We start from the raw sequence: 22,060 nt of genomic DNA, 5'->3' as shown, positions 1-22,060 counted from the left end.
CTGAATCCAAGCTAATTTTCCGCTGAATTGTTGTGAAGCTATGACCGAAAACGCCGCCCCCCGCCCCAAGCACGCCGACCTCACCCGCCCTGACCTCGGCGAATTTGCCCGCCACGAGCTGGCTTTTCTGGGCGCGCCCTGCGGCGATATTCAGCGCCTGGCCGCTGGCCTCACGGTCGCGCTGGCCCCGGCCGGCCATCGCGTGGGCTACGTAGATGCCGACCACGCCAGCGGCGACGCCGACGCGGCCCAGGCGCTGAGCCCGCTGCTGCAAGCCGGCGCCTACGCCGAGCTGACCGACAAGATTCACTTCCGCCGCTTGGATGAGCGGCGCGCCATCGACCGCTTTTCGCAGCCCGCGCTGCTGGCCGGGGCTAGCCTGGCGCTGGTGAATGGCAACCACTTTCGGGCCCGCCAGCAGGTAGTGCTCATTGACCCGCGCAAGTCGCTGGCCCACAAGCTCGATAAGCTGACCGATGTGCAGGCTTTTGTGCTAGCCGAAGGGATGACGGAACTCCCGGACTACCTGCGCGCCCACCTGCCGCACCACGCCCACCTGCCGCAGTTTGCCCTGGCCGACGTGGCCGGCCTGGCCACCTGGGTTCAGCAGTGGCTGGCCGCCCGGCAGGCGCCGCTGCGCGGCCTGGTGCTGGCCGGCGGCCTCAGCCAGCGCATGCAAACCGACAAGGGCCGCCTGCGCTACGGCCCCGCTGGCCGCGAGCAGCGCGAGGTAGCCGCCGGCCTGCTGGCCGAAGTGTGCCAGGATGTATTCGTATCGTGCCGCGCCGAGCAGGCTGCCGAGCTACCGGCCGGCCTCCAGCCGCTGCCCGATACTTTTTTGGGGCTGGGGCCGCTAGGGGGCATTTTGTCGGCCTTTCGGCACGACCCCAATGCCGCGTGGCTGGTGCTGGCCTGCGACCTGCCTTTCCTCACGGCCGCGGTGCTGCGCCAGCTGGTAGCCGGCCGCCGGCCCGCCCGGCTGGCCACGGCCTTCCAGAGCCCGGGCAATGAGTTTCCGGAGCCGCTCATCACCATTTTTGAGCCGCGCGCTTACCCCGAGCTGCTGCGCTTTCTGGGGCTAGGGTATTCGTGCCCGCGCAAGATGCTCATCAACAGTGATGTAGAGGTATTGCCCACGCCCGGCGGCGAGGCCCTGCGCAATGTAAACACGCCCGCCGAGCGCGCCGCCGCCGAGCAGGCGCTAGGGTAGCTGCGGAAAGCGGAGGCCGGGTATCCGCAAATAAGTCCGTGCGTGCTAGGTTTGCCGGGCGGCTGCCGACCAGCCCGGTCCTCGCCCTATGAAGCAAGCCATCCTCGACGCGAAGCAACTCTATAACTGGCACTTGCTGGCCGCCGTGGGCCTGGCCTGGATGCTGGCCATCGTGCTGCGCTCGCTGCTCGACCGGCCCCGCTACATGCCGCGCGCGCGCGCCTGGCTGCTGGTGCTGTGGGCGCCGGCCGCCGTGGGCTTTGGCGTGACGGCCGCGCTGCACTACAAAAACGACCTGCTCGACGACTGGTACATCCTGTTTGCGCTGGGCGTGGCAGCGGCCGTGCTGTGGCCGGTGCGCCACTACCGGCCGGCCGCCATTATGCTGTGGGCGCTGGCGGTGCCGGCCTTGTTTCGGGCCATTTCGCTAGGGCAGCAGGTGCTGGGCTATCAGTTTGTGGCGCCGCTGGCCGAGTATTACAAAAGCCTGGGCAAGCTCAACGTTTACTGGTTTGGAATAATAACGGGACTGGCTTTTTATCAAAAAAAGACCCTGGCCAAGCAGCAGGCCCGGCGCGATGAGGAGGAAAAGCAGCTGCGGCTTGCCGCCGCCCGCAATGCCGACCTTGAGCGCCTGGTGGCGGCGCGCACCACGGCCCTCACCCAGCAGGCCAGCGAGTTGCAAACGGCCCTGGCCGAGCTGCGCGCCACCCAGCAGCAGCTCATTCAGCGCGAAAAGATGGCGAGCCTGGGCGAACTCACGGCCGGTATTGCCCACGAGATTCAGAACCCGCTCAACTTCGTCAACAACTTTGCCGACGTGAGCGCCGAGCTGGTGGCCGAACTCGAAGCCGAGCAAGCCAGCCCCGCGCCCGACCCTGGCCTGGAAGACGAACTGCTGAGCGACCTGCGCCACAACCTGCACAAAATAAACCAGCACGGCCAGCGGGCGGCCAGCATTGTGCGGGGCATGTTGGCCCACTCGCGCCAGAGCACCGGCGAGCGCCAGCCCACCGACGTGAACGCCCTGGCCGACGAGTACCTGCGCCTGGCCTACCACGGCCTGCGCGCCAAGGATAAAACATTCAACGCCACCCTCGATACCGATTTTGCAGCCCTGCTGCCGCTGGTGCCTGCCGTGCCCGGCGACCTGGGCCGGGTGCTGCTCAACCTCTTCACCAACGCTTTCTACGCCGTGCAGAAGCGCCAGCAGGCGGCTGGCCCCGGCTACGCGCCCACCGTGCAGGTGCGCACTCGCCGGGCGGGCGAGGAGGTCGAAATCTGCATTCGCGACAACGGCACGGGCATTCCGGAGGCCGTGCAGAGCAAGATTTTTCAGCCTTTTTTTACGACCAAGCCGAGCGGCGAGGGCACGGGCCTTGGCCTCTCGCTCGCCCACGACATTATTACCAAGGGCCACGGCGGCACGCTCACCGTGGCGAGCCAGGAGGGCGAGTTTACCGAGTTTGCGGTGCGGCTGCCATTTCGGTAAGCGGTGGGCCAGCACGTTTTTTACGCTACTATAATCGACTGACTACATGGCTGGTGGGGAACTTTACATGGCTGCGCCATCGGCCATTGGCCTGGTATACTGGGGGCGCAAGGCGCTCGATTTGCCCACGCGCCTACCGCGGTGGGACCGCTGGCTGACGCGTCTCTGGCGCCCGGCGGCGGCTATTACCACGCTGGGGCTGGTGCTGGGTGGCCCGGTGCTGGACTGGCTCGACGATATGTTTCTGGCCTTTGTGCTCTGCCTGGGCGTTGCCATTGGCTGGCGGCTGCGCGCCTACCGCCCCGCGCAGTGGCTGGCCGTAGCGCTGGCGCCCGGCGCGGGGCTGCTTATCGTGGAGCTGCTGGCGCGGCCTTTCTCCACGGCTTTGGATAAGAATGGTGGAGTCGATACCCTCGAAGGCCTGGTAATTTGCTGGCTAGGGGCCTGGCTACTAGTGGCCCGCAGCCAGGCCAAAACCCTGAGCACGGAAGAGCAGGCGCGCCTGGCCGCCGAGCAGGAGCAGCGGGCCATCGCCACCCAGAGCCAGACCCTCGAATACGAGGTAAGCCAGCGCACCGCCGCGCTAGCCCGCCAAACCGACGAGCTGCGCACGGCCCTGGCCGAGCTGCAAGCCACCCAGGACCAGCTCATTCAGAGCGAAAAAATGGCCTCGCTAGGGGAACTCACGGCCGGTATTGCCCACGAGATTCAGAACCCGCTCAATTTCGTCAACAACTTTGCCGACGTGAGCGTGGAGCTGGTGGCCGAGCTGGCCGAGGAGCGCGCCCGCCCCGCCCGCGACCGCACCCTCGAAGCCGAGCTGCTCGCCGACCTGCGCCAGAACCTCCAGCGCATTGCCCAGCACGGCGGCCGGGCGGCGGGCATTGTGCGCGGTATGCTTGAGCACAGCCGCGCCAGCACCGGCGAGCGCCAGCCCACCGATGTGAACGCCCTGGCCGACGAGTACCTGCGCCTGGCCTACCACGGCCTGCGCGCCAAAGACAAGTCCTTCAACGCCACGCTGCTGCCCGAGCTGGCGCCCGGCCTGCCGCTGGTGGAGGCCGTGCCCGGCGACCTGGGCCGGGTGCTGCTCAACCTCTTCACCAACGCTTTCTACGCCGTGCAGAAGCGTCAGCAGGCGGCTGGCCCCGGCTACGCGCCCACCGTGCAGGTGCGCACCGAACAGGCCGAGGGCCAGGTGCGGATAATGGTGAGCGACAATGGCACCGGCATGCCAGCGGCCGTGCGCGAGCGCATTTTTCAGCCCTTTTTCACGACCAAGCCGAGCGGCGAGGGCACGGGCCTGGGCCTCTCGCTGGCCCACGACATCATCGAGCAGGGCCACGGCGGCACCCTCACCGTGGCGAGCCAGGAGGGCGAGGGCACCACGTTTACCATCACCCTGCCGCTGGCTACTGCCTAAGGCCAGCCTTTTCCTATCTTTACGCAGTATGAAAATTCTGGTAGTTGACGACGAGCCCGACGTGCGGCTGCTGTTTGAGCAGCGCTTCCGGCGCGAAATCCGCAGTGGGGAGTTCGCCTTTTCCTTTGCCTACTCGGGCGAGGAGGCGCTCGCCTTTCTGCGCGACCACCCCTCGGAAGTCGTCCTCATCCTCTCCGACATCAACATGCCCGGCATGAGCGGGCTCGAACTGCTGCGGCACGTGAAGCAAGACCCCCTGCCGCCGCCCCCGCCGCTCGTGATGATGCTTACGGCCTACGGCGATACCGAAACCCACAACCAGGCTATGCAGCTGGGGGCCAATGACTTTTTGACCAAGCCGGTCGACTTTGCCGCGCTCAAGGAAAAGCTCCACGCTATTGAAAACTCATGAAAACAAAGATTCTGGTAGTTGATGATGAGGCTGATTTAGAGCTGCTTATCAAGCAGAAATTCCGCCGCAAAATCCGCGAGAATGCCTACGAGTTTGTCTTCGCGGCCAATGGCCAGGAGGCCCTCGACCGCCTGGGTGAGCACCCCGATACCGACATCGTGCTCAGCGACATTAACATGCCCGTGATGGATGGCCTCACGCTGCTGGGCCGCCTGCCCGAGGCTAGCCCCGTTACCAAAACCGTGATGGTATCGGCCTACGGCGACATGCAGAACATCCGGGCCGCCATGAACGGCGGAGCCTTCGATTTTGTGTGCAAGCCGGTCGATTTCAATGACTTGGAGCTGACTATCGAAAAAACCGCCAGCCACGTGCAGCAGCTGCGCGACACGATGAAGGCCATCCAGGAAAACAACATCCTGCGCATGTACGTCGATGAGACGGTCATCAACTTCATGGCTAGGCCGGGCTTCGAGAACAAGCTGCTGGCCAGCGAAACGGTGGAGGCTACGGTGATGTTCGTGGACATTTGCGGCTTCACCTCGCTCTCCGAAACGCAGTCGGCCGCCACGGTCGTGGGTTTGCTCAACAAGTACTTCGACCAGATTGTGAAGGAGATAATCGCCCACGGCGGCTACGTCGATAAGTTTATGGGCGATGCCGTGATGGCCGTGTTTCGGGGCGAGTACCACCTCGACCGGGCCCTCGATGCGGCCCTGGCCGTGCGCGCCCAGCTGCAAGGTGCCCACGACCCGCTGCCCAACGGCACCGACTACCACCCGGCCATCAGCATCGGCATTAATACCGGCGAAATGGTATCGGGCAACATTGGCTCGGCTAGCCTCAAGCGCCTCGATTACACCGTGATAGGCGATACCGTGAACGTGAGCCAGCGCCTGCAATCGGCTGCCCAGCCCAATCAGATTGTCATCACCGAGGCCATCCACGAGCGCATAAAAGAGAGCTTTCAGTGCGCTCCCATTGGCGAGCTGAAGCTCAAAAACAAGGCTAACCCGATAATGACCTACGAGGTGGTGGCGTAGAAAAATTGAAATAAAAACGTTTGTCATGCTGAGCTTGTCGAAGCATCTTGCCCAATTCGCTAGGGGTATTAATCCCAACGAAACGAGCGAGATGCTTCGGCAAGCTCAGCATGACAAACGTTTTTTAATAGCCTACTTCGCTACCTGCAGTGCCTCGTTTTGCCGGCGCAGGCGCTGGCACAGCACCCGCAAAATGTTGCGCAGCACCTCGGGCCGTTCCTCCATCACATCGTAAAAGTCTTCCTGGTCGAGTCGGAAAGCCGTAGCCGCGCCCTGCGCCACGGCCGATGCCGAGCGCGGCTCGGCATCGAGCAGCGCCAGTTCGCCAAAGAAATCGCCCTTGCCGAAGGTAGCCAGCTGCTGCGCGCCGTTGAAAATGCCTACCTGGCCTTCGTACACAATGAAAAGCGAGGCGCCCAGGTCGCCCTTGGCAAAAATCTGCTGGCCCGCTGCAAAGCTGACCTCGTGCATGATGGGCACGATGCTGCTGAGTACGTTTTCGGGCGTTTCGGCAAATAAGGCTGTTTGCTGGAGCACCGCTACCCGCTCGGCGGCGCTAATGTGCGAAGTAGTGGCGGCGTGGCTCATAAGCAGATTATCAAGGGTTTGATGGGCGGCATTCACTTGCTGGTACAGGCTGGGCTGCTGGCTGGCCAGCCGCGCCAGAATGGCAAACGCACTCTCGCGCACCAGGAGGCTGGCACTGCGCAAATGCGGCGAGAGCGCCGCCACGGTGGCGGCAGTGGGCTGCCAGTGGTCGAGGGCCGTGCGCACCGTCCAGTCGGTAAACGCCGTTTCGCCGCGCTCCATAATGGTTTCGACGATGGGGGCGGGGGCTAGCAACGGCCCCAGCAGCCGGTCAAAAACGCGTTCTTTTTCGGCGGGCGGGGCCAGGCTCAGCAGCGCCTGCAAGCCCTGGTAGGTGGGCCTGGCAATACTGTTGTCGAGTATTTCGAGGGCGTTGGCCTGGCGCTCGCGGGCGGCGTTGGCCACGCCGCGCTGGGCATCGGCAATGAGCTGGGGCGGATAAATCTGGCCTAGCAGGGCAAAAACCCGCTGCTGGGTGCGCAGCAGCTCATAGTCGAGGCAGCTGGCCAGGTCGGCGCTGGCCGTGGCCTGGCCGTGGAGCAGCTGCTGGCCTAGCTGCAGCTCGTCGTGCACCAGGGCCTGAAACAGCGGCACTTCGTGCGGCACCACGTCAAAGTGGCGCAGCGCGCGCAACGCCATTTCGCGCCGAAACAGGTGCGGCTGCCGGGCCAGCGCCACCAGCAGCTGGCGGCTGGCGGGCGTGCGCAGCCGGCCGCATACCTGCGCCACGCGCCGCACTACGCTTTGGTCGGCGTCGGTGCTTAGCACCTCGGCCAGGGTGGGCAGGGCGGCATCGCCCAGGCGCAGTAGCTGCTGGGTGGCCTGCGGCCGGCTGGCTTTGCTGGGCAATTGGCGCACGAGCTGGCGAATACTGGCGGGGCTAGCGGCCGGCGCGGCGGCCTCGGCCGTCGGCGCGGCGGCCGCCGGCTCGGTCGTGTCATCGGCGAAGCGGCGGCTCAGCGCGTGCTGCAATTCGGCCACGTACTGGCGGTAGGTGCGCAGCAGCAGCAGCAATACGCCCGCCATCAGCAGGCCCATCCAGAGGAAGGGCGCCCAGGTTTGGCCGCCCGGCAGCGCGTGCAGCGCAAACAATAGCCCGCCGCCCAGCGCCATGCCCAGCGGCTCATACAGGCCCTTGGCCAGCGTGTGCGCCTGCAGCCGCTCGGTAGGGGTAAGGGGTTGAAATAAGAGCAGAAATACTGGGTCGAAAACCGCCCGGCGCAATACTTCCAATCCTAAGTATAAGCCGCAGAAATACAGCAAAGTGCGTTCGGTGTCGGCCCGGTTGAGGCCGCCGTAGAGGCCTAGCCCCAGCAGTATGGCTACCGGCAGGGCCAGCAGCACCCAGCGCACGCCCAGCCGGTCTACGGTGTGCTGCGAGAGCAGCAGCTTGAAGAGCATGGCCACCAGGTAGGTGCTCACCAGCACCGTGCCCACGTAGCGCATAATGGCCGCCTCGTCGTGGAAGCGGTGCTTGACGTTCACAAAAAACAGGTACTCGATGCCCGTCGTTACGGCGGCCAGGGCTAGCAGGCTCAGGCACATGGTCTGCACCATCTGGCTGTCGCCAAACCAGCGGCGCAGCCCCGGCGCCACCGCCTGCGGCCGCGCGCGCCGCGCCACCGGCGCGGCCTCCACCACGTGCGAGCGCAGCGTGGCGCGCAGGGCCAGCAAGGCCAGCAGGTAGGCGCCGAAAGCCGTGCCCAGCAGCCAGGGCAGGTCGGCATTGCTGTGAATAAAGATGGCCAGCACCGCGCCCATCGCCTTGGCCGGCATGTCGCCCGCGCTGATGATGCCAAACAGCCGCTTGCCCTGCCGCACATCAAACACCACCGCCGACACCCCCCAGAACTCCAGGTTAGTCAGCAGGTAAATAACCCGGTAGCCCGCCATAATGGCCACCGCTGCCGCCACCGAATGGCCCGTGGCCACCAGCACCCCTAGCACCCCTGTGAGGGCCACCGCCGCCAATAGCACCCGCACCGCCAGCTTTTGCAGCAGCCAGTGGTGCTCAAAATGCGCGTATACCTGGCCGGTGGCCAGCATGGCCAGCGCGGCCACGCCATAGGCCAGCGGCAGGTTGCGCTCGGGGTTGTTCTCCAGCAGCAGCACGTTGGCCGCCACGTACACCAGGATGGTGCCGACCCCTAGCAGAAAATTGTGCAGGAAAAACAGCCACACCGTGCGCCCTTCGTCGGGGCGCACGCCTAGCAGCCGCTGCCCGCGTTCAGTTATCGTCATCGCCCGCAAGTTAGGTTAGGGTTTGACTGCGGAAAAACTATGCTAAAACGTCATGCAGACCGCAGGGAAGCATCTCGCTTGCGCCACTAGGGTTGTAATCCAGCGGTGCGAGCGAGATGCTTCCCTGCGGTCTGCATGACGTTCTGCTTGAAACAGAAATATGTCAGGGAGTTACGCGGCGCGCATCAGGCGCAGCGGCGACTTCTCAAACTTGCTGCGGGCGTAGCTCTCCGTAATCGTAAACTCGACCACGCCCGCCTCCGAAGGCATCTCAAACATGGCGTCGGTCATGATGCTCTCACAGATGGAGCGCAGGCCCCGCGCCCCTAGCCGGTACTCGTCGGCGCGCTCCACAATGTATTCCAGGGCGCCTTCGGTGAAGTCGAGGGCAATATTTTCCATCCCGAACAGGCGCTTGTACTGGCGCACCAGCGAGTTTTTCGGCTCAGTCAAAATCAGGCGCAGCGTGTCCTTGTCCAGCGGGTTGAGGTGCGTAAGCACCGGCAGGCGGCCAATCAGCTCCGGAATCAGGCCGAAGCTCTTGATATCCTGGGCCGACACGTAGCGCAGGAAGTTCTGCGTGTCCACGTTCTCATCGAGGTTGGTCTTCGAAAAGCCCATCGGCTTGGTATTGAGCCGGCTCTTGATAATGCGGTCAATACCCGAAAACGCCCCGCCGCACATGAAGAGAATGTTCTCGGTGTTTACCGAAATCATTTTCTGGTCGGGGTGCTTGCGGCCGCCCTGCGGCGGCACGTTGATGTGCGTGCCTTCCAGCAGCTTCAGCAAGGCCTGCTGCACGCCCTCGCCGCTCACGTCGCGCGTGATGCTGGGGTTGTCGCTCTTGCGGGCAATCTTGTCAATCTCGTCGATGTACACGATGCCGCGCTCGGCCGCTTCGAGGTTGTAGTCGGCCGCTTGCAGCAGGCGCGTGAGAATGCTTTCCACATCCTCGCCCACGTAGCCGGCCTCGGTCAGCACCGTGGCATCGGCGATGCAGAAGGGCACTTGCAGAATCTTGGCCAACATCCGGGCCAGGAAGGTTTTGCCCGTGCCGGTTTCGCCCACCATGATGATGTTCGACTTCTCAATCACTACTTCGTCGTGCTGCGGCTTCTGCATCAGGCGCTTATAGTGGTTGTACACGGCCACGCTCATCACGCGCTTGGCCTCGTCCTGGCCCACCACGTACTGGTCGAGGTGGGTTTTGATTTCGCGGGGCTTGATGAGGTTGAACTTGGGCTGGCGGGCCTCGGCCTGCAGCTTGGTTTCTTCCGAAAGAATGTGCTGGGCCTGCGCCACGCACTTCTCGCAGATATGCGCATTGATGCCCGAAATCATCACCGCGACATCGCGCTTGGGCTTGTTACAAAAGGAGCAGGCTATTTCCGGCATCGGGTCAAAACAGGTAAACTAGGTAGGCTAAGCTACTTTCGGCGAAACGGGTTCAAAGATACGGCGGCCACCCGCGTTTGGGCGGGCTAGCCCCTACAGCCAGCTAACGGCCCGCAGGCTGGCGGCCGTTCGGTTAGCAACCCCCAGCTTGTGGTAGATGTTGTGCAGATGATTCTGCACGGTGCGCGCGCTGATGGCGCACAGCTGCCCGATTTCCTTATCGGCCCGCCCCCTCGTGAGGTGAAAAAGAATGTCAGCCTCGCGGCGCGTAAGGCCCAGCGCGGGCGGTATGCCCCCGCCCTCGGGCACCGGCCCCAGCGCCCCGGGCAGGTGGGCTAGCAGGCCCGCCACGTGCGGCTGCACAAAAGCCAGCAGCGTTTGCTCGAGCGGCGTAAAATCGGCGCTGGCGCGGCCAATGAGGCAGGCAATAAGCCCGCCGCCCGGCAGCGCCGTGCCCATTGCCAGCTGGTAGGGCAGGCTAGCGGCGCGGGGCTGCCCCGGGTGGTAGCCGACTTTGCCGCTACCCGGGGCGCCGGCAAAGTCGGTGAGCCGCAGCGGGCGCGGGTTGCCACGCACAAACAGCTCTTCGTAAAGCGGGTGCGGCGGCCTTAGCTGAGCCGCTGGCTGGCCGCCCTGGGCCTGCCGTGCTGGCGGCCAGGCCCCTAGCAACTGCCCCCGGCCCTGCGCATCGCCACACTCCACACCCACGGCGGCAGCCCCAAACAAAGGCCGGAGCGCCGCCGCAAACCGGGTGCCGAGCGTGGCGGGGTCGGGGGCGGCGTAGAGGGGGGCGAGGGCCGCGCCAAGCTGCTGCGCGTGCCGGATGCTGAGAGTGGCCATCATCCAAAGCTAGCTAGGGTAGTATTCGTGCTGAATGCCAGCGCTAAAGGTAGTGGAAGCTAGGTGAAATTACCTATTTTTTGCCTTGCTTGCCAGGGGTATTTTTGCCTTGGAGCCGGTCATTTTACCATCGGCTTTTTACCCTAAACCCTTACTCAACTATGAAAACTTTTGCTCTGCTGGCGCTGCCCATGCTGGCTAGCCTGGCGGGCGCGGCTCAGTCGCTGCCCGCCACGCCCAAGCGCCCCGTTACCGACACCTACTTTGGCCGCCCCGTGGTAGACGACTACCGCTGGCTCGAAGACACCAAAAGCCCCGAGGTGCTGGCCTGGTTTAAGGCCCAGGGCGATTATACCAAGCAGATGCTCGACCAATTGCCGGGCCGCGACAGCCTCGTCAACACCTTCGTGCGCTACGATGCGATGCGGCCCATGCGCTACAGCGAAGTCAAGAAGCGCGGCAACCGCTACTTCTACCGCAAAACGCTGCCCACCGAAACCGTGGGTAAAATTTACCTGCGCGAGGGCGAAACCGGCCCCGAAACCCTGCTCTTCGACCCGGTGGCCTACGACCCTGGCAAGACGTACTCCGTCACGGCTTTCACCCCTAGCAACGACGGCCAGCACCTGGTAGTGGGCCTGCAGGAAGGCGGTGCCGAGCTGTCGACCCTGCGCACTATGACGGTGAATACCAAGGCGCTGCTGCCCGAAAGCATCGTGGCCGTGTCGGGCGGCGGCATCGACTGGCTGCCCACCGACGCCGGCTTTCTCTACACCCCCAACAACTCGACCGACCCCAAAGACCCCAAGGGCAACCTCAATACCAAGGCCCGCCTGCACCAGCTCAACACCCCGGCCAGCGCCGACCCCGAGCTGTTTTCGCGCGCCAAAAACCCGTCTTTCAATATTCGGCCCGATGAGTACCCGTTCCTGTATTTTTCCGACGACCACACGCAGGTCTACGGTGGGCTCGGCTCGGTTGATAACCGGCAAAACGTGTGGATAGCCAGCCCCGCCGATTTGCGCAAGCCCGTCATTCCGTGGAAGCACCTGGTGGTGCCCACCGATAGCGTGTACAGCTACCTCAAGCTGGGCCCCAACATGTACTGCTACAGCGTGAAAGGCGCGCCCAAAGGCCGCATTCTGGTCACCGATGCTTTCAAGCCCAACCTGGCCGCCGCCAGCGTGCTGCTGCCTGAAGGCCAGCAGATTATCACGAGCATCGTGTCGTCGAAAGATTACCTGTTCGTCACGCTCAACGACGGCATCAACGACCGCATCCGGCAGTACGACCCGCGTACCCGGCAGTGGGCCGACGTGCCGCTGCCCGGCACCGGCACCGCCTACGTGCAGCCGCTCGATGCGCCCCGCAGCAACGCCGTGCTGGTCGGCCTCACCTCGTGGAAGCAGCCGCCCGTGCTCTACAGCTACAATCCCGATACCAAAGCGCTAGCCACCAGCGTGTTCGATGTAAAGGCAACGTACCCCGGCCTGGCCGACCTCGTAGTGGAAGAGCTGGAAGTGCCCGGACAGGATGGTACTATGGTGCCGCTCTCGCTCATCTACCGCAAGGGCCTGAAGAAAGATGGCCAATCAATCTGCTTTATGGATGGCTACGGGGCCTACGGCTTCTCGGCGGTGCCGGGGTTCAGCCAGCGCTACCTGGCCTTGCTCAACCAGGGCGTGATTGTGGCCGAAACCCACCCGCGCGGCGGCTCCGAAAAAGGCCAGAAGTGGTACCGGGCCGGCTACCAAACTACCAAGCCCAACACCTGGAAAGACTTCATCGCCTGCGGCGATTACCTCGTCAAAAACGGCTACACCAGCCCTAGCCACCTCATTGGCATGGGCACCAGCGCGGGCGGCATCCTCATTGGCCGGGCTATCACCGAGCGCCCCGACCTTTTTGCCGCCGCCATCAGCAACGTGAGCTGCTCCAACGCGCTACGCATGGAAAACTCGCCCAACGGCCCCGTCAACGTGCCCGAGTTTGGCAGCGTCAAAGACCCCGTGCAGTGCCAGGCGCTGTACGAGATGGACGCCTTCCAGCACGTGAAGCCCGGTACCAAGTACCCTGCCGTCATCTGCGTGGGCGGCATGAACGACCCGCGCGTTATCGTGTGGCAACCCGGCAAGCTAGCCGCCGCCCTGCAAGCCGCCAGTACCTCGGGCAAGCCCGTGCTCATGCAGGTCAACTACGACAACGGTCACTTCACCGAAGACAAAAAAGTGACCTTCCGCAACTTTGCCAATATGTATGCCTTTGCCTTGTGGCAGGCCGGCCACCCCAACTTCCAGCCCAGGTCCTTAGCCGCGAAGTAGGGCTGTTCATTCATTGGCCGGCAACCCAGCCAGCTAGCCTCTCAGGCACAAAAAAGGCCCCTGCTATACCAGCAGGGGCCTTTTTCAGTCAAACAGCTTAGCACTAGGCCGGCTTCTTCTCCAGTACTTCGTCAATCAGGCCGTACTCTTTGGCCTCGTCGGCGCGCATCCAGTAGTCGCGCTCCGAGTTGTCGTAGATTTCCTGATACGTTTTGCCCGAGTGTTTTGCCAGAATGTCATACAGCTCTTTCTTGAGCTTCAGAATCTCGCGGGCAGTAATCTCGATGTCGGTCGACTGGCCCTGTGCGCCGCCGCTAGGCTGGTGAATCATCACGCGGGCGTGGGGCAGCGCCGAGCGCTTGTTGGCCGCGCCGCCGGCTAGCAGCACCGCACCCATCGAAGCCGCTAAGCCCGTGCAAATCGTGGCCACGTCGGGGTTCACGTACTGCATGGTGTCGTAAATGCCGAGGCCGGCGTACACCGAACCACCGGGCGAGTTGATGTACAGCAGAATGTCCTTCTTCGAGTCGGCCGACTCCAGAAACAGCATCTGCGCCGTCAGGATATTGGCAATGTAGTCGTCCACGGCCGTGCCCAGAAACACGATGCGGTCCATGATAAGGCGCGAAAACACGTCGATTTCGCGGAAGTTCTGCGGACGCTCCTCGATAACTGAGCGCGTCATGTTCGACGGCATAATCATTCCACCACGTGCCTGACCTTCCACGTGCTGGATATATTGGTCAACACCCAAACCATTGAGGCCCTGATGCTTCACGGCAAATTTGCGAAACTCTTGTTTATTCAGCATGGGAAGTAAGTAGGGGGCCAGCGGCTGCCGGCCCGTGTTCAAAACCAAAAGACGAGTAGGGGCCGCCAATGTTGTAAACGTACTGCGCACAACACAAAAAAGCCCTTACGCGGGGCGTAAAGGCTTTTTTAACTTGTCAACCGGCCCGAAGGTTTAGCCCTCGTTCTGGTTGCGGAATTCTTCGGCCGTTACGGGCTCATCCGTAACAACAACTTTGCCACGCAGGGCCTCCACTACTTTCTCTGCCAGAATGGCTTCGTACTCCTGCACGTAGTTTTTGCCGTTCTCCTGCTTCAGGTAGTTATCGGCAAAGCCCACCATGCCTTGGCGCATTTCGTCGGTCAGCTGCATACCGCCGCCAAACTGGCCCAGAATCTTGTCCAGCACGCGGTCACGGATTTCAGCGGTTTCTACTTTGAGGCCCATGTCTTCCACCACCTTGTTGCGGATGAGGCTCCACTTCAGCTCGCGCTCGTAGTCCGAGTAGTGCTGCTCCACGGTAGCGGCGTCGAGCTTGCCTTCGTTGGCGCGCACCAGCCACTTTTTGAAGAAATCCACCGGAATGCGGATGGTGGTGTTGTCAATCATCGCGTCGATGAGCTTGCGGTTCAGTAGGTTATCCGACTCGCGGTCGTAGTTGCCCTGCACCGTCTCGCGCACCTTGGCGTCGAATTCCTCTTTCGAAGAAACCGCCTCGGGGCCGAATACCTTGTCGAACAGCTCCTGATTTTCTTCGGGAGCCGCCGTGCGGTTGATTTTCTCTACCTCAAACTCGTAGTCGCCGGTAGCACCGGCAGCTTCCTCGCGGCTCAGGCCCGAGAAGCTGCGGATAGCCCCCGCGTCGCCCCCAAAGGCATCGCTCAGGTCAAACGTCAGCGTGTCGCCGGCCTTCACGCCGATGAAGCGCTCCTGGCCGTTTTTCACCTTGTTGATGGGCAGCAGCACTGTCTGGCCTTCGCCTTCGGCACCAGCCTTCTTCAGCTTGCCGAAGAGGTAGTCATCCGCCTCCGAAACCTCGGGGTTGGTGGTTTCACCAAACTGACGCACAATCTGCTCGTTGGTTTCGGCCAGGGTCGCGTCGTCGAGCGTAATGGCGGGGCGCTTCAGCTCCACCTGCTGGTCGGCGGGCAGCTCGAAGTCGGGCAGCAGGCCTAGCTCAAACTGGAAGTCGAACGACTTAGCGGTATCGAAATCAACATCGCTCGGCACCGGAATCGGCTCGCCCAGGATTTTTACGTTGTTATCCTTCAAATACGTATCAACCGAGCTGCCGAGCAGGCGGTTGATTTCATCGGCCAGAATGCCTTTGCCGTACATTTTGCGCACCAGGCCAGCGGGCACTTTGCCGGGGCGGAAGCCCTTGAACTGCGCCTTCTTGGTGGTTTCCCTGATTTGCTTCTCTACGGCATCGCTGTAGTCAGCCTCGTCCAGGTGCACGTTCAGCAGCCCGGTTAGCTGCTCCTCATTGCGGTCAAGCGTAATATTCAAAACGGTGGGAGCAAGCTGGTGCTTGCCAGTCGGAAAGGTTAAAAAAAAGGCCCCCAACTACGTAGCCAGGGGCCTGCTTAACAGAAAAGTGCGGATGGAGGGACTCGAACCCACACACCGTAAGGAACCAGAGCCTAAATCTGGCGCGTCTACCAATTTCGCCACATCCGCAAGTTGGGGCTGCCCGTCGCCATTCGCTGCGGGGCCGCAAAGGTATAACTTATTCGCTGGCTTCACAAGTGTAGTGCAAGCTTTAGCCTGGCAATTGCCAGGGCACGCCCCGCCGGCCGAGCCCACGCTTACTTAGCCGGCCCGTGCCACCTTTCCGCTTCCACGCCTGTTATTTGTGGTACCATGCCTCCCGTAATTGACCTCGAAGCTGAGCGCCAGGAAATTCTGCGCCACTACCGCCGCCTGCTGCGCACGGCCAAGCCGTACCTGCACGATGGCGATACCAAGCTGATTAAGAAGGCTTTCAACCAAAGCCTGGAAGCGCACAAAAACATGCGCCGCAAGTCGGGCGAGCCCTACATTCTGCACCCGCTGGCCGTGGCGCAGATTGCGGTGGAAGAAATCGGGCTGGGCACCACGAGCATCGTGGCGGCCCTGCTGCACGACGTAGTGGAGGATACACCCACCGAAATTTCGGATATCGAGCGCGACTTCGGCCACAAAACGGCGCGCATTATCGATGGCCTCACCAAAATTTCGGGTGTTTTCGAGCAGGGCACCAGCGAGCAGGCCGAGAACTTCCGCAAAATGCTGCTTACGCTGAGCGAGGATGTGCGCGTGATTCTCATCAAGCTCGCCGACCGCCTGCACAACATGCGCACGCTTGACTCGATGCCGCGTCACAAGCAGCTCAAAATTGCCAGCGAAACCATCTACCTCTACGCGCCGCTAGCCCACCGCCTAGGCCTCTACGCCATTAAAACGGAGCTGGAAGACCTGCACCTCAAGTATACCGATACCGAGGTTTATAACGAGCTGAAAGGCAAGGTAAAACAGAGCCAAAGCGCTCGTAATCGCTTCATCAAGGAATTCGTACAACCCATCGACGACGAGTTGAAAGCCCAGGGCTTCAGCTATGAGATAAAAGGGCGGCCCAAGAGTATCTACTCCATTCTCAAGAAGATGCGTAAGCAGAACGTGACCTTTGAGGAGGTGTACGACCTGTTTGCCATCCGCGTCATCCTGGATGTGCCGCCCGAGCAGGAAAAGGCTGCCTGCTGGCAGGTGTACTCTATCGTTACGGACTTTTACCAGCCCAACCCCGACCGCCTGCGCGACTGGGTGAGCACGCCCAAGGCCAATGGCTATGAGAGCCTGCACACCACCGTGATGTCGCACCCCGGCCAGTGGGTGGAGGTGCAAATCCGCTCGCGGCGCATGGATGACATTGCCGAAAAAGGCTACGCCGCGCACTGGAAATACAAGGATACCGGCAGCCTCCAGCCCGAGAGTACGCTCGAAGCCTGGGTGAACCGGGTGCGCGAGATGCTGGAAACTAACAACTCCAGCGCGCTCGAATTCATGGACGAGTTCCGCCAGAACCTGTTCGTGAAGGAGGTGTACACCTTTACGCCCAAGGGCAAGCTCGTGATTCTGCCCGATAAAGCCACGGCGCTCGATTTCGCCTTCGATATCCACACGCACATCGGCCTGCATTGCCTGGGGGCCAAGGTGAATCAGAAGCTGGAGCCCTTCAGCTACCAGTTGCGCAACGGCGACCAAGTCGAAATTCTGACCTCGCACAAGCAGCGGCCCACGCCGGAGTGGCTCAACTACGTGATTACCAGCAAGGCGAAGTCCAAAATCAAGGAATTTCTGCGCGACGACAAGCGCGCCAAGGCCGATGATGGCAAGTTCATTCTGGAAAAGCGCCTGGAGCTAATCGGGGTAGAAAACACGCCCGAGAATTTTCAGCGCGTGCTCACGTATTTCAACGTGCCTACGGCCCAGGAATTCTATTACCGGCTAGCCACCGGCCAGCTCGATGGCCGCGAAATCCGCGATTCCCTGTTCAAGCCCACTGCCGCCGCCCGGGCCGACTCGGTGCTGGAGCGCAAGGCATTCGACCACGAGGTGCAGAAAATCAGGGGCGTGCGCGCCGATATGCTCGTGGTAGGCGAGCGCACCGACAAGTTCAACCACAGCCTGGCGCGCTGCTGCAACCCGATACCGGGCGACGACGTGTTTGGCTTCGAAACCGAAACCGGCCTCATTATTCACCGCACCAGTTGCCACCGGGCCGTCGACCTGATGTCGAACTACGGTAACCGCATCGTGCGTGCCAAGTGGACCGACCAGTTGGAACTGGCCTTCCTGGCCGGCATCCGCATCAAGGGCTCCGACCGCGTGGGCATTGTGAACGACGTGACGCGCATCATTTCGACCAGCCTCAAGGTGAATATGCGCTCCATCACCGTCGACTCGAACGATGGGTTCTTTGAAGGTCAGATTATGGTGTTCATCAACGATACCGACCACCTCAACAAGCTCATCCAGCGCCTCTCTAAAGTGAATGGCGTGCTGCAGGTCGAGCGCTTCGATTCGTAAATGCCCCTAGCGCCCATCTCCCTGGCCGGCACCAACCTGAATGCCCGTACCCAGTGCGCGCACTACCACAGCGAGCGCGATATTATCGCCCTGCGCCTCAAGTGCTGCGACACGTTTTACGGCTGCATTCACTGCCACGAGGAAGCGGCGGGCCACGCGCCCGTGGTATGGCCCAAAGCCGAATTTGCCACCCACGCGGTATACTGCGGCAACTGCCACACTACCCTCAGTATCAGTAGCTACCTGGCCTGCGGTAATAGCTGCCCCGCGTGCGGCGCCGCCTTCAATCCGGGCTGCGCCAACCATTACCCGCTTTATTTCGAGCAGTGAAACCTAACGCCAGGCTCGCGGCTTGTGTACCCGACTTACTTATTACGTGCCTCCTATGTCTTATCCCGTGAATTCATCTTCTGCCGCACTGGCTGCCGAGGCCGCGCAGGGCGCCGGCGGCTCGTCCGAAACCGGCTACGCTGCCCGGCACACCCCTAGCGCATCCAGCCAGGCCACGCTGAATACCGACCGCCTCGAAGAGGTTAAAAAAATATTTACCGCCCACCTCGAAAATAAAGGCCTCCGCAAAACGGCCGAGCGCTACGCCATTCTCGAAGAAATTTACGTGCGCTCGGGCCACTTCGATGTCGAAGAGCTTTACGCCGGTATGAAGGAGCGTAACCTGCAGGTAAGCCGCGCCACGGTGTATAACACCCTGGATTTGCTGGTAGAGCAGGGCCTAGTAAGCAAGCACCAGTTTGGCCGCAACCTGGCGCAGTACGAAAAAAGCTACGGCTACCGGCAGCACGACCACGTTATCTGCACCGAGTGCCACAAGGTGGTTGAGTTCTGCGACCCGCGCATTCACGGCATTCAAACGATGGTGGGCGACCTGCTCAACTTCCATATCCTGCATCATTCCCTAAATTTGTACGGCGTTTGTGGCGATTGCCGCGCCAAAGCGGCGGCCACACCGCCCGCTCACTAGCCCTCTACGCTACCTACCTAACCGGCTTTTACCAACCAAAGCCACCCGAATGACTTCCACCAGCACGCTCACCAACGGCATCTTATTAGTCACGCTCACCGGCGACCTCATCGGCAGCCCCGATACGCAGCAGATGCTGCACGCAGTAGATAGCTATTTGGGAGAGGCCGTTACGAATTGCGCGGTAGATTTATCCGGTGTGCGCTATATCAACAGTACGGGCCTGGGCATCCTGGTGTCGCTGCTCACTAAGTTTCGCAGCCGGGGTGGAGAAATGGTCCTTATCAACCCCGCCGACCACCCGCGCAAAATGCTGGCACTTACCAAGCTAAACAACATTTTTACCGTAGCTGCCGACGAGGCCACCGCCCGCCAGCAGCTTACCCTAGCCGCCTCCTAGGCGGCTATTTTTTTGCCCTGAATCTTAAAACACCCTCCCAGCCAACGAAGAATTAGTAGGTTCCGACTTTCCAAGTAGGAGAGAGGCCTAGTGATAAAGCGCCACGCGAAGAGAAATAAACACCTAGCAAAATGCCAGTTGACGTACTAGTAGGCCTCCAGTGGGGCGACGAAGGAAAAGGTAAAATCGTAGATGTGCTAGCCCCTACCTACGATGCCGTAGCCCGCTTCCAGGGCGGCCCCAATGCCGGCCATACCCTCACCTTCGATGGCCTGAAACACGTATTGCACCAGGTGCCCAGCGGCATTTTCCACCCGCACATCCTCAATATCGTCGGCAACGGCGTCGTGCTCGACCCCGTCGTATTCCGCGGCGAGCTGCAAAAACTTACCGATAGGGGCGTGGACTGGAGCCAAAATCTCTACATTTCCAAAAAAGCCCAGCTCATCCTGCCGTCGCACCGCGCCCTCGACCGCATTAGCGAAGAAGCCCGCGGCAACACCAAAATCGGCAGTACTCTCAAAGGCATCGGCCCCACCTACTCCGATAAAATCGGCCGCGTGGGCCTGCGCGTCAGCCACATCCTGCTCCCCGATTTTAAGGAGCGCTACCAGGAAGCCGTCGCTCACCACGCCAGCATTGCCGCTCATTATAATAAAGAGTTGGAAATCGCCGAGTTCGAAGCCGAATTCTTCTCCGCCGTCGAGTTCCTGCGCACCCTCCAACTCGTCGATACCGAGTTCCTGCTCAATGACCTCCTCAGCCAAGGCAAGCGCATCCTCGCCGAAGGTGCCCAGGGCTCGTTGCTAGACATTGATTTTGGCACATATCCCTACGTTACGTCGTCTAGCACCATCGCCGCCGGCGCCTGCACCGGCCTCGGCATCGCACCCCGCCATATCGACAAGGTCTACGGCATCACCAAGGCCTACTGTACCCGCGTCGGCAGCGGCCCTTTCCCCACAGAGCTAAATGACGAAGTCGGCGAGCAAATCCGCCAGGCCGGCCGCGAGTTCGGCTCCACCACCGGCCGCCCCCGCCGCACCGGTTGGATAGACCTGCCCGCCCTGCGCTACGCCATCATGCTCAACGGCGTTACCGAGCTGCACCTCATGAAGGCTGACGTGCTCGACGGTTTCGCCGAAATCCAGGCCTGTACCCATTACCGCACCGCCACCGGCGATAGTACCCCCAACCTCCCCGACCCCGGCCAGCTCGAAACCATTACTCCCGAGTACGTCACCATCCCCGGCTGGTACACCGACCTCACCCAAGTCACCGACGCCGCCCAGTTCCCCCAGCCCCTCCAAGATTATCTGGCTTTCCTCGAAAAAGAGCTACAAGTGCCCATCCGCATCGTCAGCGTCGGCCCGGATAGAGTGAGCACGCTATTTCGGTAGCGCCACCTGAGCTTCTGCCGCCTGTATCGTTAGCAGATTCCGTTTTTCAATAGGAGTGAGTACCAAATCCAGAGACACCTTCTCGACTTGGTACCACTCCTTTTTTGTAAAATGACGCCGCATCTTCTCATTCTTTGAAAAGGCATACCCATACCTGGCAAATACTTCGTTGCGCATTAGCGCCAATTGCTCCTGAGTATACCGAGTGAGTTCCGCAGGCTTCAACACCTTATAAGAAGCCTGTGGATAATCGCCGTAGTAGTAGTCTGCCAGTGGCCCGGTCCGTGTCCCAACTTCAGCTTGTTGTTTAGTTGCTGGAAAACTTCAAGACTTCCTAACTCGAAATCCATAAGTCCTTTTACCTTCATCGGAGAAGGTCACAAAATCTCCCTCAGTCTCTTTTGAATAAAACTTGTTTCCAATAATTCTGACGTTAGTGAGGGTCTTATAAGCTTTCTGCCACCTTTCTGGATTCTTTGTCCATTCTCCCGAACGAATCTGCGCCGTTACAACCCCATCGCTAACGACCAATGCAAAATCCGATTCCCATTCCGACTCTCCAAAATGGTAAACACCTTCGTAAGCTTTTGGCGTCGCCGCAGCCCACTTTGTAAAAGCCGACGCTGGCATGTTCTCCATGCCGAACATTGTTTGTCCATAAGTTGCTATGGCAAAGAAGTATAAACTCAAGCAGAGAAATAAGAAGCGCATAGAGTGATAATAAGGGGATGAAACTGAGCGGGAATATGGCATCAAACAGCAAATAAAATTTTTCTTCCCTAAACCCAGCTACTTACAACCCTCGCTCGCCTTATTTCGTACACCACTGCTTGCCCACCCAAAAAGTCCTCCTACCTTTGCAGTCCCAAACGGCAACCGGCCCACTGGAAACCTGGAAAAACGCAAGTCCCCCAGCAAAAAGCAAAGCTCACGGAACTCCCCGGCTGGCCAGCGTGTCTCACTTGCCGTGCCCCTTCTGCAAAACGTAGAAAAAGAAATTTTTCAAACCTCTTGCAAACTCGGAAAAGCCCACCGTACCTTTGCACCCCGCTTCAACCGAAAGCGATTCAGACCGAAAAACGAGAAAAGAAAAACTTAAAAATTTTTCGCTTCAAATTTGGAAAGTCAAAAAATTCAGCTACCTTTGCACTCCCAATTAAAACAGGGCGCTGCAAACAGCAAAAAAGGGCCGCCTACGCAGCTCACCATGTTGCTTCAAATGGAAGCAACAATCGTTCTTTGAATGTTGGAAATAGACAAAACGTGAGGAGTCACGCTAGTAAGCGCAAGCCTACTAACGTGACTAAACCAAACGACACGAATTAAAAACGTCAAACAAAAAGAGCAAGGAAAGCACTCGACATCAGCCTATCTTCGGATAGGTGCAGGAATATTTTACAATGGAGAGTTTGATCCTGGCTCAGGATGAACGCTAGCGGCAGGCCTAATACATGCAAG

18 protein-coding genes, 1 tRNA gene and 1 rRNA gene are annotated in these 22,060 nt (G+C 60.8%); 12 read left to right on the top strand and 8 right to left on the bottom strand.

Annotated features, from left to right (window positions below):
• Positions 1-40: 40 nt before the first annotated feature.
• The 5 genes from Q5H89_RS19310 to Q5H89_RS19290 all read left to right on the top strand — a co-directional run bounded on the left by Q5H89_RS19310 (position 41) and on the right by Q5H89_RS19290 (position 5,580).
• Positions 41-1,210, top strand: coding sequence for an NTP transferase domain-containing protein (locus Q5H89_RS19310; protein ID WP_305020991.1), 1,170 nt, complete (start codon positions 41-43; stop codon positions 1,208-1,210).
• An 88-nt stretch (positions 1,211-1,298) separates the two neighbouring features.
• Positions 1,299-2,702 carry a sensor histidine kinase gene (locus Q5H89_RS19305; protein WP_305020990.1) on the top strand — a complete coding sequence of 468 codons (1,404 nt, stop codon included), beginning with the start codon at positions 1,299-1,301 and terminating at the stop codon, positions 2,700-2,702.
• A 67-nt stretch (positions 2,703-2,769) separates the two neighbouring features.
• Positions 2,770-4,125 (top strand): sensor histidine kinase, encoded by a 1,356-nt coding sequence (locus Q5H89_RS19300; protein ID WP_305020989.1) that lies wholly within the window; start codon positions 2,770-2,772, stop codon positions 4,123-4,125.
• Positions 4,126-4,153: 28 nt separating this feature from the next.
• A complete protein-coding gene (locus Q5H89_RS19295) occupies positions 4,154-4,537 on the top strand; it encodes a response regulator (protein WP_305020988.1) in 384 nt (127 codons plus the stop codon).
• Positions 4,534-5,580, top strand: coding sequence for an adenylate/guanylate cyclase domain-containing protein (locus Q5H89_RS19290; protein WP_305020987.1), 1,047 nt, complete (start codon positions 4,534-4,536; stop codon positions 5,578-5,580). The genes Q5H89_RS19295 and Q5H89_RS19290 overlap by 4 nt, the downstream gene beginning before the upstream one ends.
• A 132-nt stretch (positions 5,581-5,712) precedes the next feature.
• On the opposite strand, the gene Q5H89_RS19285 is transcribed toward Q5H89_RS19290, so the two are convergent.
• From Q5H89_RS19285 to Q5H89_RS19275, 3 genes are all read right to left on the bottom strand, one after another.
• On the bottom strand, positions 5,713-8,409 hold the full coding sequence (locus Q5H89_RS19285; protein WP_305020986.1) for a cyclic nucleotide-binding domain-containing protein: 2,697 nt from the start codon (positions 8,407-8,409) through the stop codon (positions 5,713-5,715).
• Positions 8,410-8,580: 171 nt separating this feature from the next.
• The gene (clpX, locus tag Q5H89_RS19280; RefSeq protein WP_305020985.1) at positions 8,581-9,804 is read right to left on the bottom strand and encodes an ATP-dependent Clp protease ATP-binding subunit ClpX; all 1,224 of its coding nucleotides are present in this window, start codon (positions 9,802-9,804) and stop codon (positions 8,581-8,583) included.
• Between the two features lie 93 nt (positions 9,805-9,897).
• Entirely contained in the window at positions 9,898-10,644 is a 747-nt protein-coding gene (locus Q5H89_RS19275) for a helix-turn-helix transcriptional regulator (protein WP_305020984.1), read from the bottom strand.
• A gap of 161 nt (positions 10,645-10,805) precedes the next feature.
• On the opposite strand from Q5H89_RS19275, the gene Q5H89_RS19270 reads away from it, so the two are divergent.
• Positions 10,806-12,965 (top strand): prolyl oligopeptidase family serine peptidase, encoded by a 2,160-nt coding sequence (locus Q5H89_RS19270; protein ID WP_305020983.1) that lies wholly within the window; start codon positions 10,806-10,808, stop codon positions 12,963-12,965.
• Positions 12,966-13,068: 103 nt separating this feature from the next.
• On the opposite strand, the gene Q5H89_RS19265 is transcribed toward Q5H89_RS19270, so the two are convergent.
• From Q5H89_RS19265 to Q5H89_RS19255, 3 genes are all read right to left on the bottom strand, one after another.
• On the bottom strand, positions 13,069-13,776 hold the full coding sequence (locus tag Q5H89_RS19265) for a ClpP family protease (RefSeq protein ID WP_305020982.1): 708 nt from the start codon (positions 13,774-13,776) through the stop codon (positions 13,069-13,071).
• Positions 13,777-13,929: 153 nt separating this feature from the next.
• Positions 13,930-15,264 carry a trigger factor gene (tig, locus tag Q5H89_RS19260; protein ID WP_305020981.1) on the bottom strand — a complete coding sequence of 445 codons (1,335 nt, stop codon included), beginning with the start codon at positions 15,262-15,264 and terminating at the stop codon, positions 13,930-13,932.
• Positions 15,265-15,353: 89 nt separating this feature from the next.
• Positions 15,354-15,435 (bottom strand) — tRNA-Leu (locus Q5H89_RS19255).
• Positions 15,436-15,618: 183 nt separating this feature from the next.
• On the opposite strand from Q5H89_RS19255, the gene Q5H89_RS19250 reads away from it, so the two are divergent.
• The 5 genes from Q5H89_RS19250 to Q5H89_RS19230 all read left to right on the top strand — a co-directional run bounded on the left by Q5H89_RS19250 (position 15,619) and on the right by Q5H89_RS19230 (position 20,602).
• A complete protein-coding gene (locus tag Q5H89_RS19250; RefSeq protein WP_305020980.1) occupies positions 15,619-17,823 on the top strand; it encodes a RelA/SpoT family protein in 2,205 nt (734 codons plus the stop codon).
• On the top strand, positions 17,824-18,153 hold the full coding sequence (locus tag Q5H89_RS19245) for a CHY zinc finger protein (protein WP_305020979.1): 330 nt from the start codon (positions 17,824-17,826) through the stop codon (positions 18,151-18,153).
• A gap of 178 nt (positions 18,154-18,331) precedes the next feature.
• Positions 18,332-18,802: a Fur family transcriptional regulator gene (locus tag Q5H89_RS19240; RefSeq protein ID WP_305021136.1), complete on the top strand. Its 471-nt coding sequence runs from the start codon at positions 18,332-18,334 to the stop codon at positions 18,800-18,802.
• 49 nt (positions 18,803-18,851) lie between these two features.
• Positions 18,852-19,202: an STAS domain-containing protein gene (locus tag Q5H89_RS19235; RefSeq protein ID WP_305020978.1), complete on the top strand. Its 351-nt coding sequence runs from the start codon at positions 18,852-18,854 to the stop codon at positions 19,200-19,202.
• Positions 19,203-19,333: 131 nt separating this feature from the next.
• Positions 19,334-20,602, top strand: coding sequence for an adenylosuccinate synthase (locus Q5H89_RS19230; RefSeq protein ID WP_305020977.1), 1,269 nt, complete (start codon positions 19,334-19,336; stop codon positions 20,600-20,602).
• Here the strand turns inward: Q5H89_RS19230 and Q5H89_RS23330 are convergent.
• The gene (locus tag Q5H89_RS23330) at positions 20,591-20,875 is read right to left on the bottom strand and encodes a YARHG domain-containing protein (RefSeq protein ID WP_369810684.1); all 285 of its coding nucleotides are present in this window, start codon (positions 20,873-20,875) and stop codon (positions 20,591-20,593) included. The two genes, Q5H89_RS19230 and Q5H89_RS23330, sit on opposite strands and share 12 nt — an antisense overlap.
• 51 nt (positions 20,876-20,926) lie before the next feature.
• On the bottom strand, positions 20,927-21,313 hold the full coding sequence (locus tag Q5H89_RS19225) for a hypothetical protein (RefSeq protein WP_305020976.1): 387 nt from the start codon (positions 21,311-21,313) through the stop codon (positions 20,927-20,929).
• A 686-nt stretch (positions 21,314-21,999) separates the two neighbouring features.
• Between Q5H89_RS19225 and Q5H89_RS19220 the strand changes: the two genes are divergently transcribed.
• Positions 22,000-22,060 (top strand): 16S ribosomal RNA (locus tag Q5H89_RS19220); the annotation flags it as partial.

The sequence above is a fragment of the Hymenobacter cheonanensis genome, from assembly GCF_030581075.1.
Taxonomy (GTDB): domain Bacteria; phylum Bacteroidota; class Bacteroidia; order Cytophagales; family Hymenobacteraceae; genus Hymenobacter.
This window is presented reverse-complemented; position numbering and strand designations above follow the sequence as displayed.

Bases quoted from the DNA above. Each gene is read 5' to 3' on its own strand.
- Q5H89_RS19310 (WP_305020991.1), top strand. From the start codon at position 41: ATGACCGAAAACGCCGCCCCCCGCCCCAAGCACGCCGACCTCACCCGC.
- Q5H89_RS19305 (WP_305020990.1), top strand. From the start codon at position 1,299: ATGAAGCAAGCCATCCTCGACGCGAAGCAACTCTATAACTGGCACTTG.
- Q5H89_RS19300 (WP_305020989.1), top strand. From the start codon at position 2,770: ATGGCTGCGCCATCGGCCATTGGCCTGGTATACTGGGGGCGCAAGGCG.
- Q5H89_RS19295 (WP_305020988.1), top strand. From the start codon at position 4,154: ATGAAAATTCTGGTAGTTGACGACGAGCCCGACGTGCGGCTGCTGTTT.
- Q5H89_RS19290 (WP_305020987.1), top strand. From the start codon at position 4,534: ATGAAAACAAAGATTCTGGTAGTTGATGATGAGGCTGATTTAGAGCTG.
- Q5H89_RS19285 (WP_305020986.1), bottom strand. From the start codon at position 8,409: ATGACGATAACTGAACGCGGGCAGCGGCTGCTAGGCGTGCGCCCCGAC.
- clpX (WP_305020985.1), bottom strand. From the start codon at position 9,804: ATGCCGGAAATAGCCTGCTCCTTTTGTAACAAGCCCAAGCGCGATGTC.
- Q5H89_RS19275 (WP_305020984.1), bottom strand. From the start codon at position 10,644: ATGGCCACTCTCAGCATCCGGCACGCGCAGCAGCTTGGCGCGGCCCTC.
- Q5H89_RS19270 (WP_305020983.1), top strand. From the start codon at position 10,806: ATGAAAACTTTTGCTCTGCTGGCGCTGCCCATGCTGGCTAGCCTGGCG.
- Q5H89_RS19265 (WP_305020982.1), bottom strand. From the start codon at position 13,776: ATGCTGAATAAACAAGAGTTTCGCAAATTTGCCGTGAAGCATCAGGGC.
- Q5H89_RS19250 (WP_305020980.1), top strand. From the start codon at position 15,619: ATGCCTCCCGTAATTGACCTCGAAGCTGAGCGCCAGGAAATTCTGCGC.
- Q5H89_RS19245 (WP_305020979.1), top strand. From the start codon at position 17,824: ATGCCCCTAGCGCCCATCTCCCTGGCCGGCACCAACCTGAATGCCCGT.
- Q5H89_RS19235 (WP_305020978.1), top strand. From the start codon at position 18,852: ATGACTTCCACCAGCACGCTCACCAACGGCATCTTATTAGTCACGCTC.
- Q5H89_RS19230 (WP_305020977.1), top strand. From the start codon at position 19,334: ATGCCAGTTGACGTACTAGTAGGCCTCCAGTGGGGCGACGAAGGAAAA.
- Q5H89_RS19225 (WP_305020976.1), bottom strand. From the start codon at position 21,313: ATGCGCTTCTTATTTCTCTGCTTGAGTTTATACTTCTTTGCCATAGCA.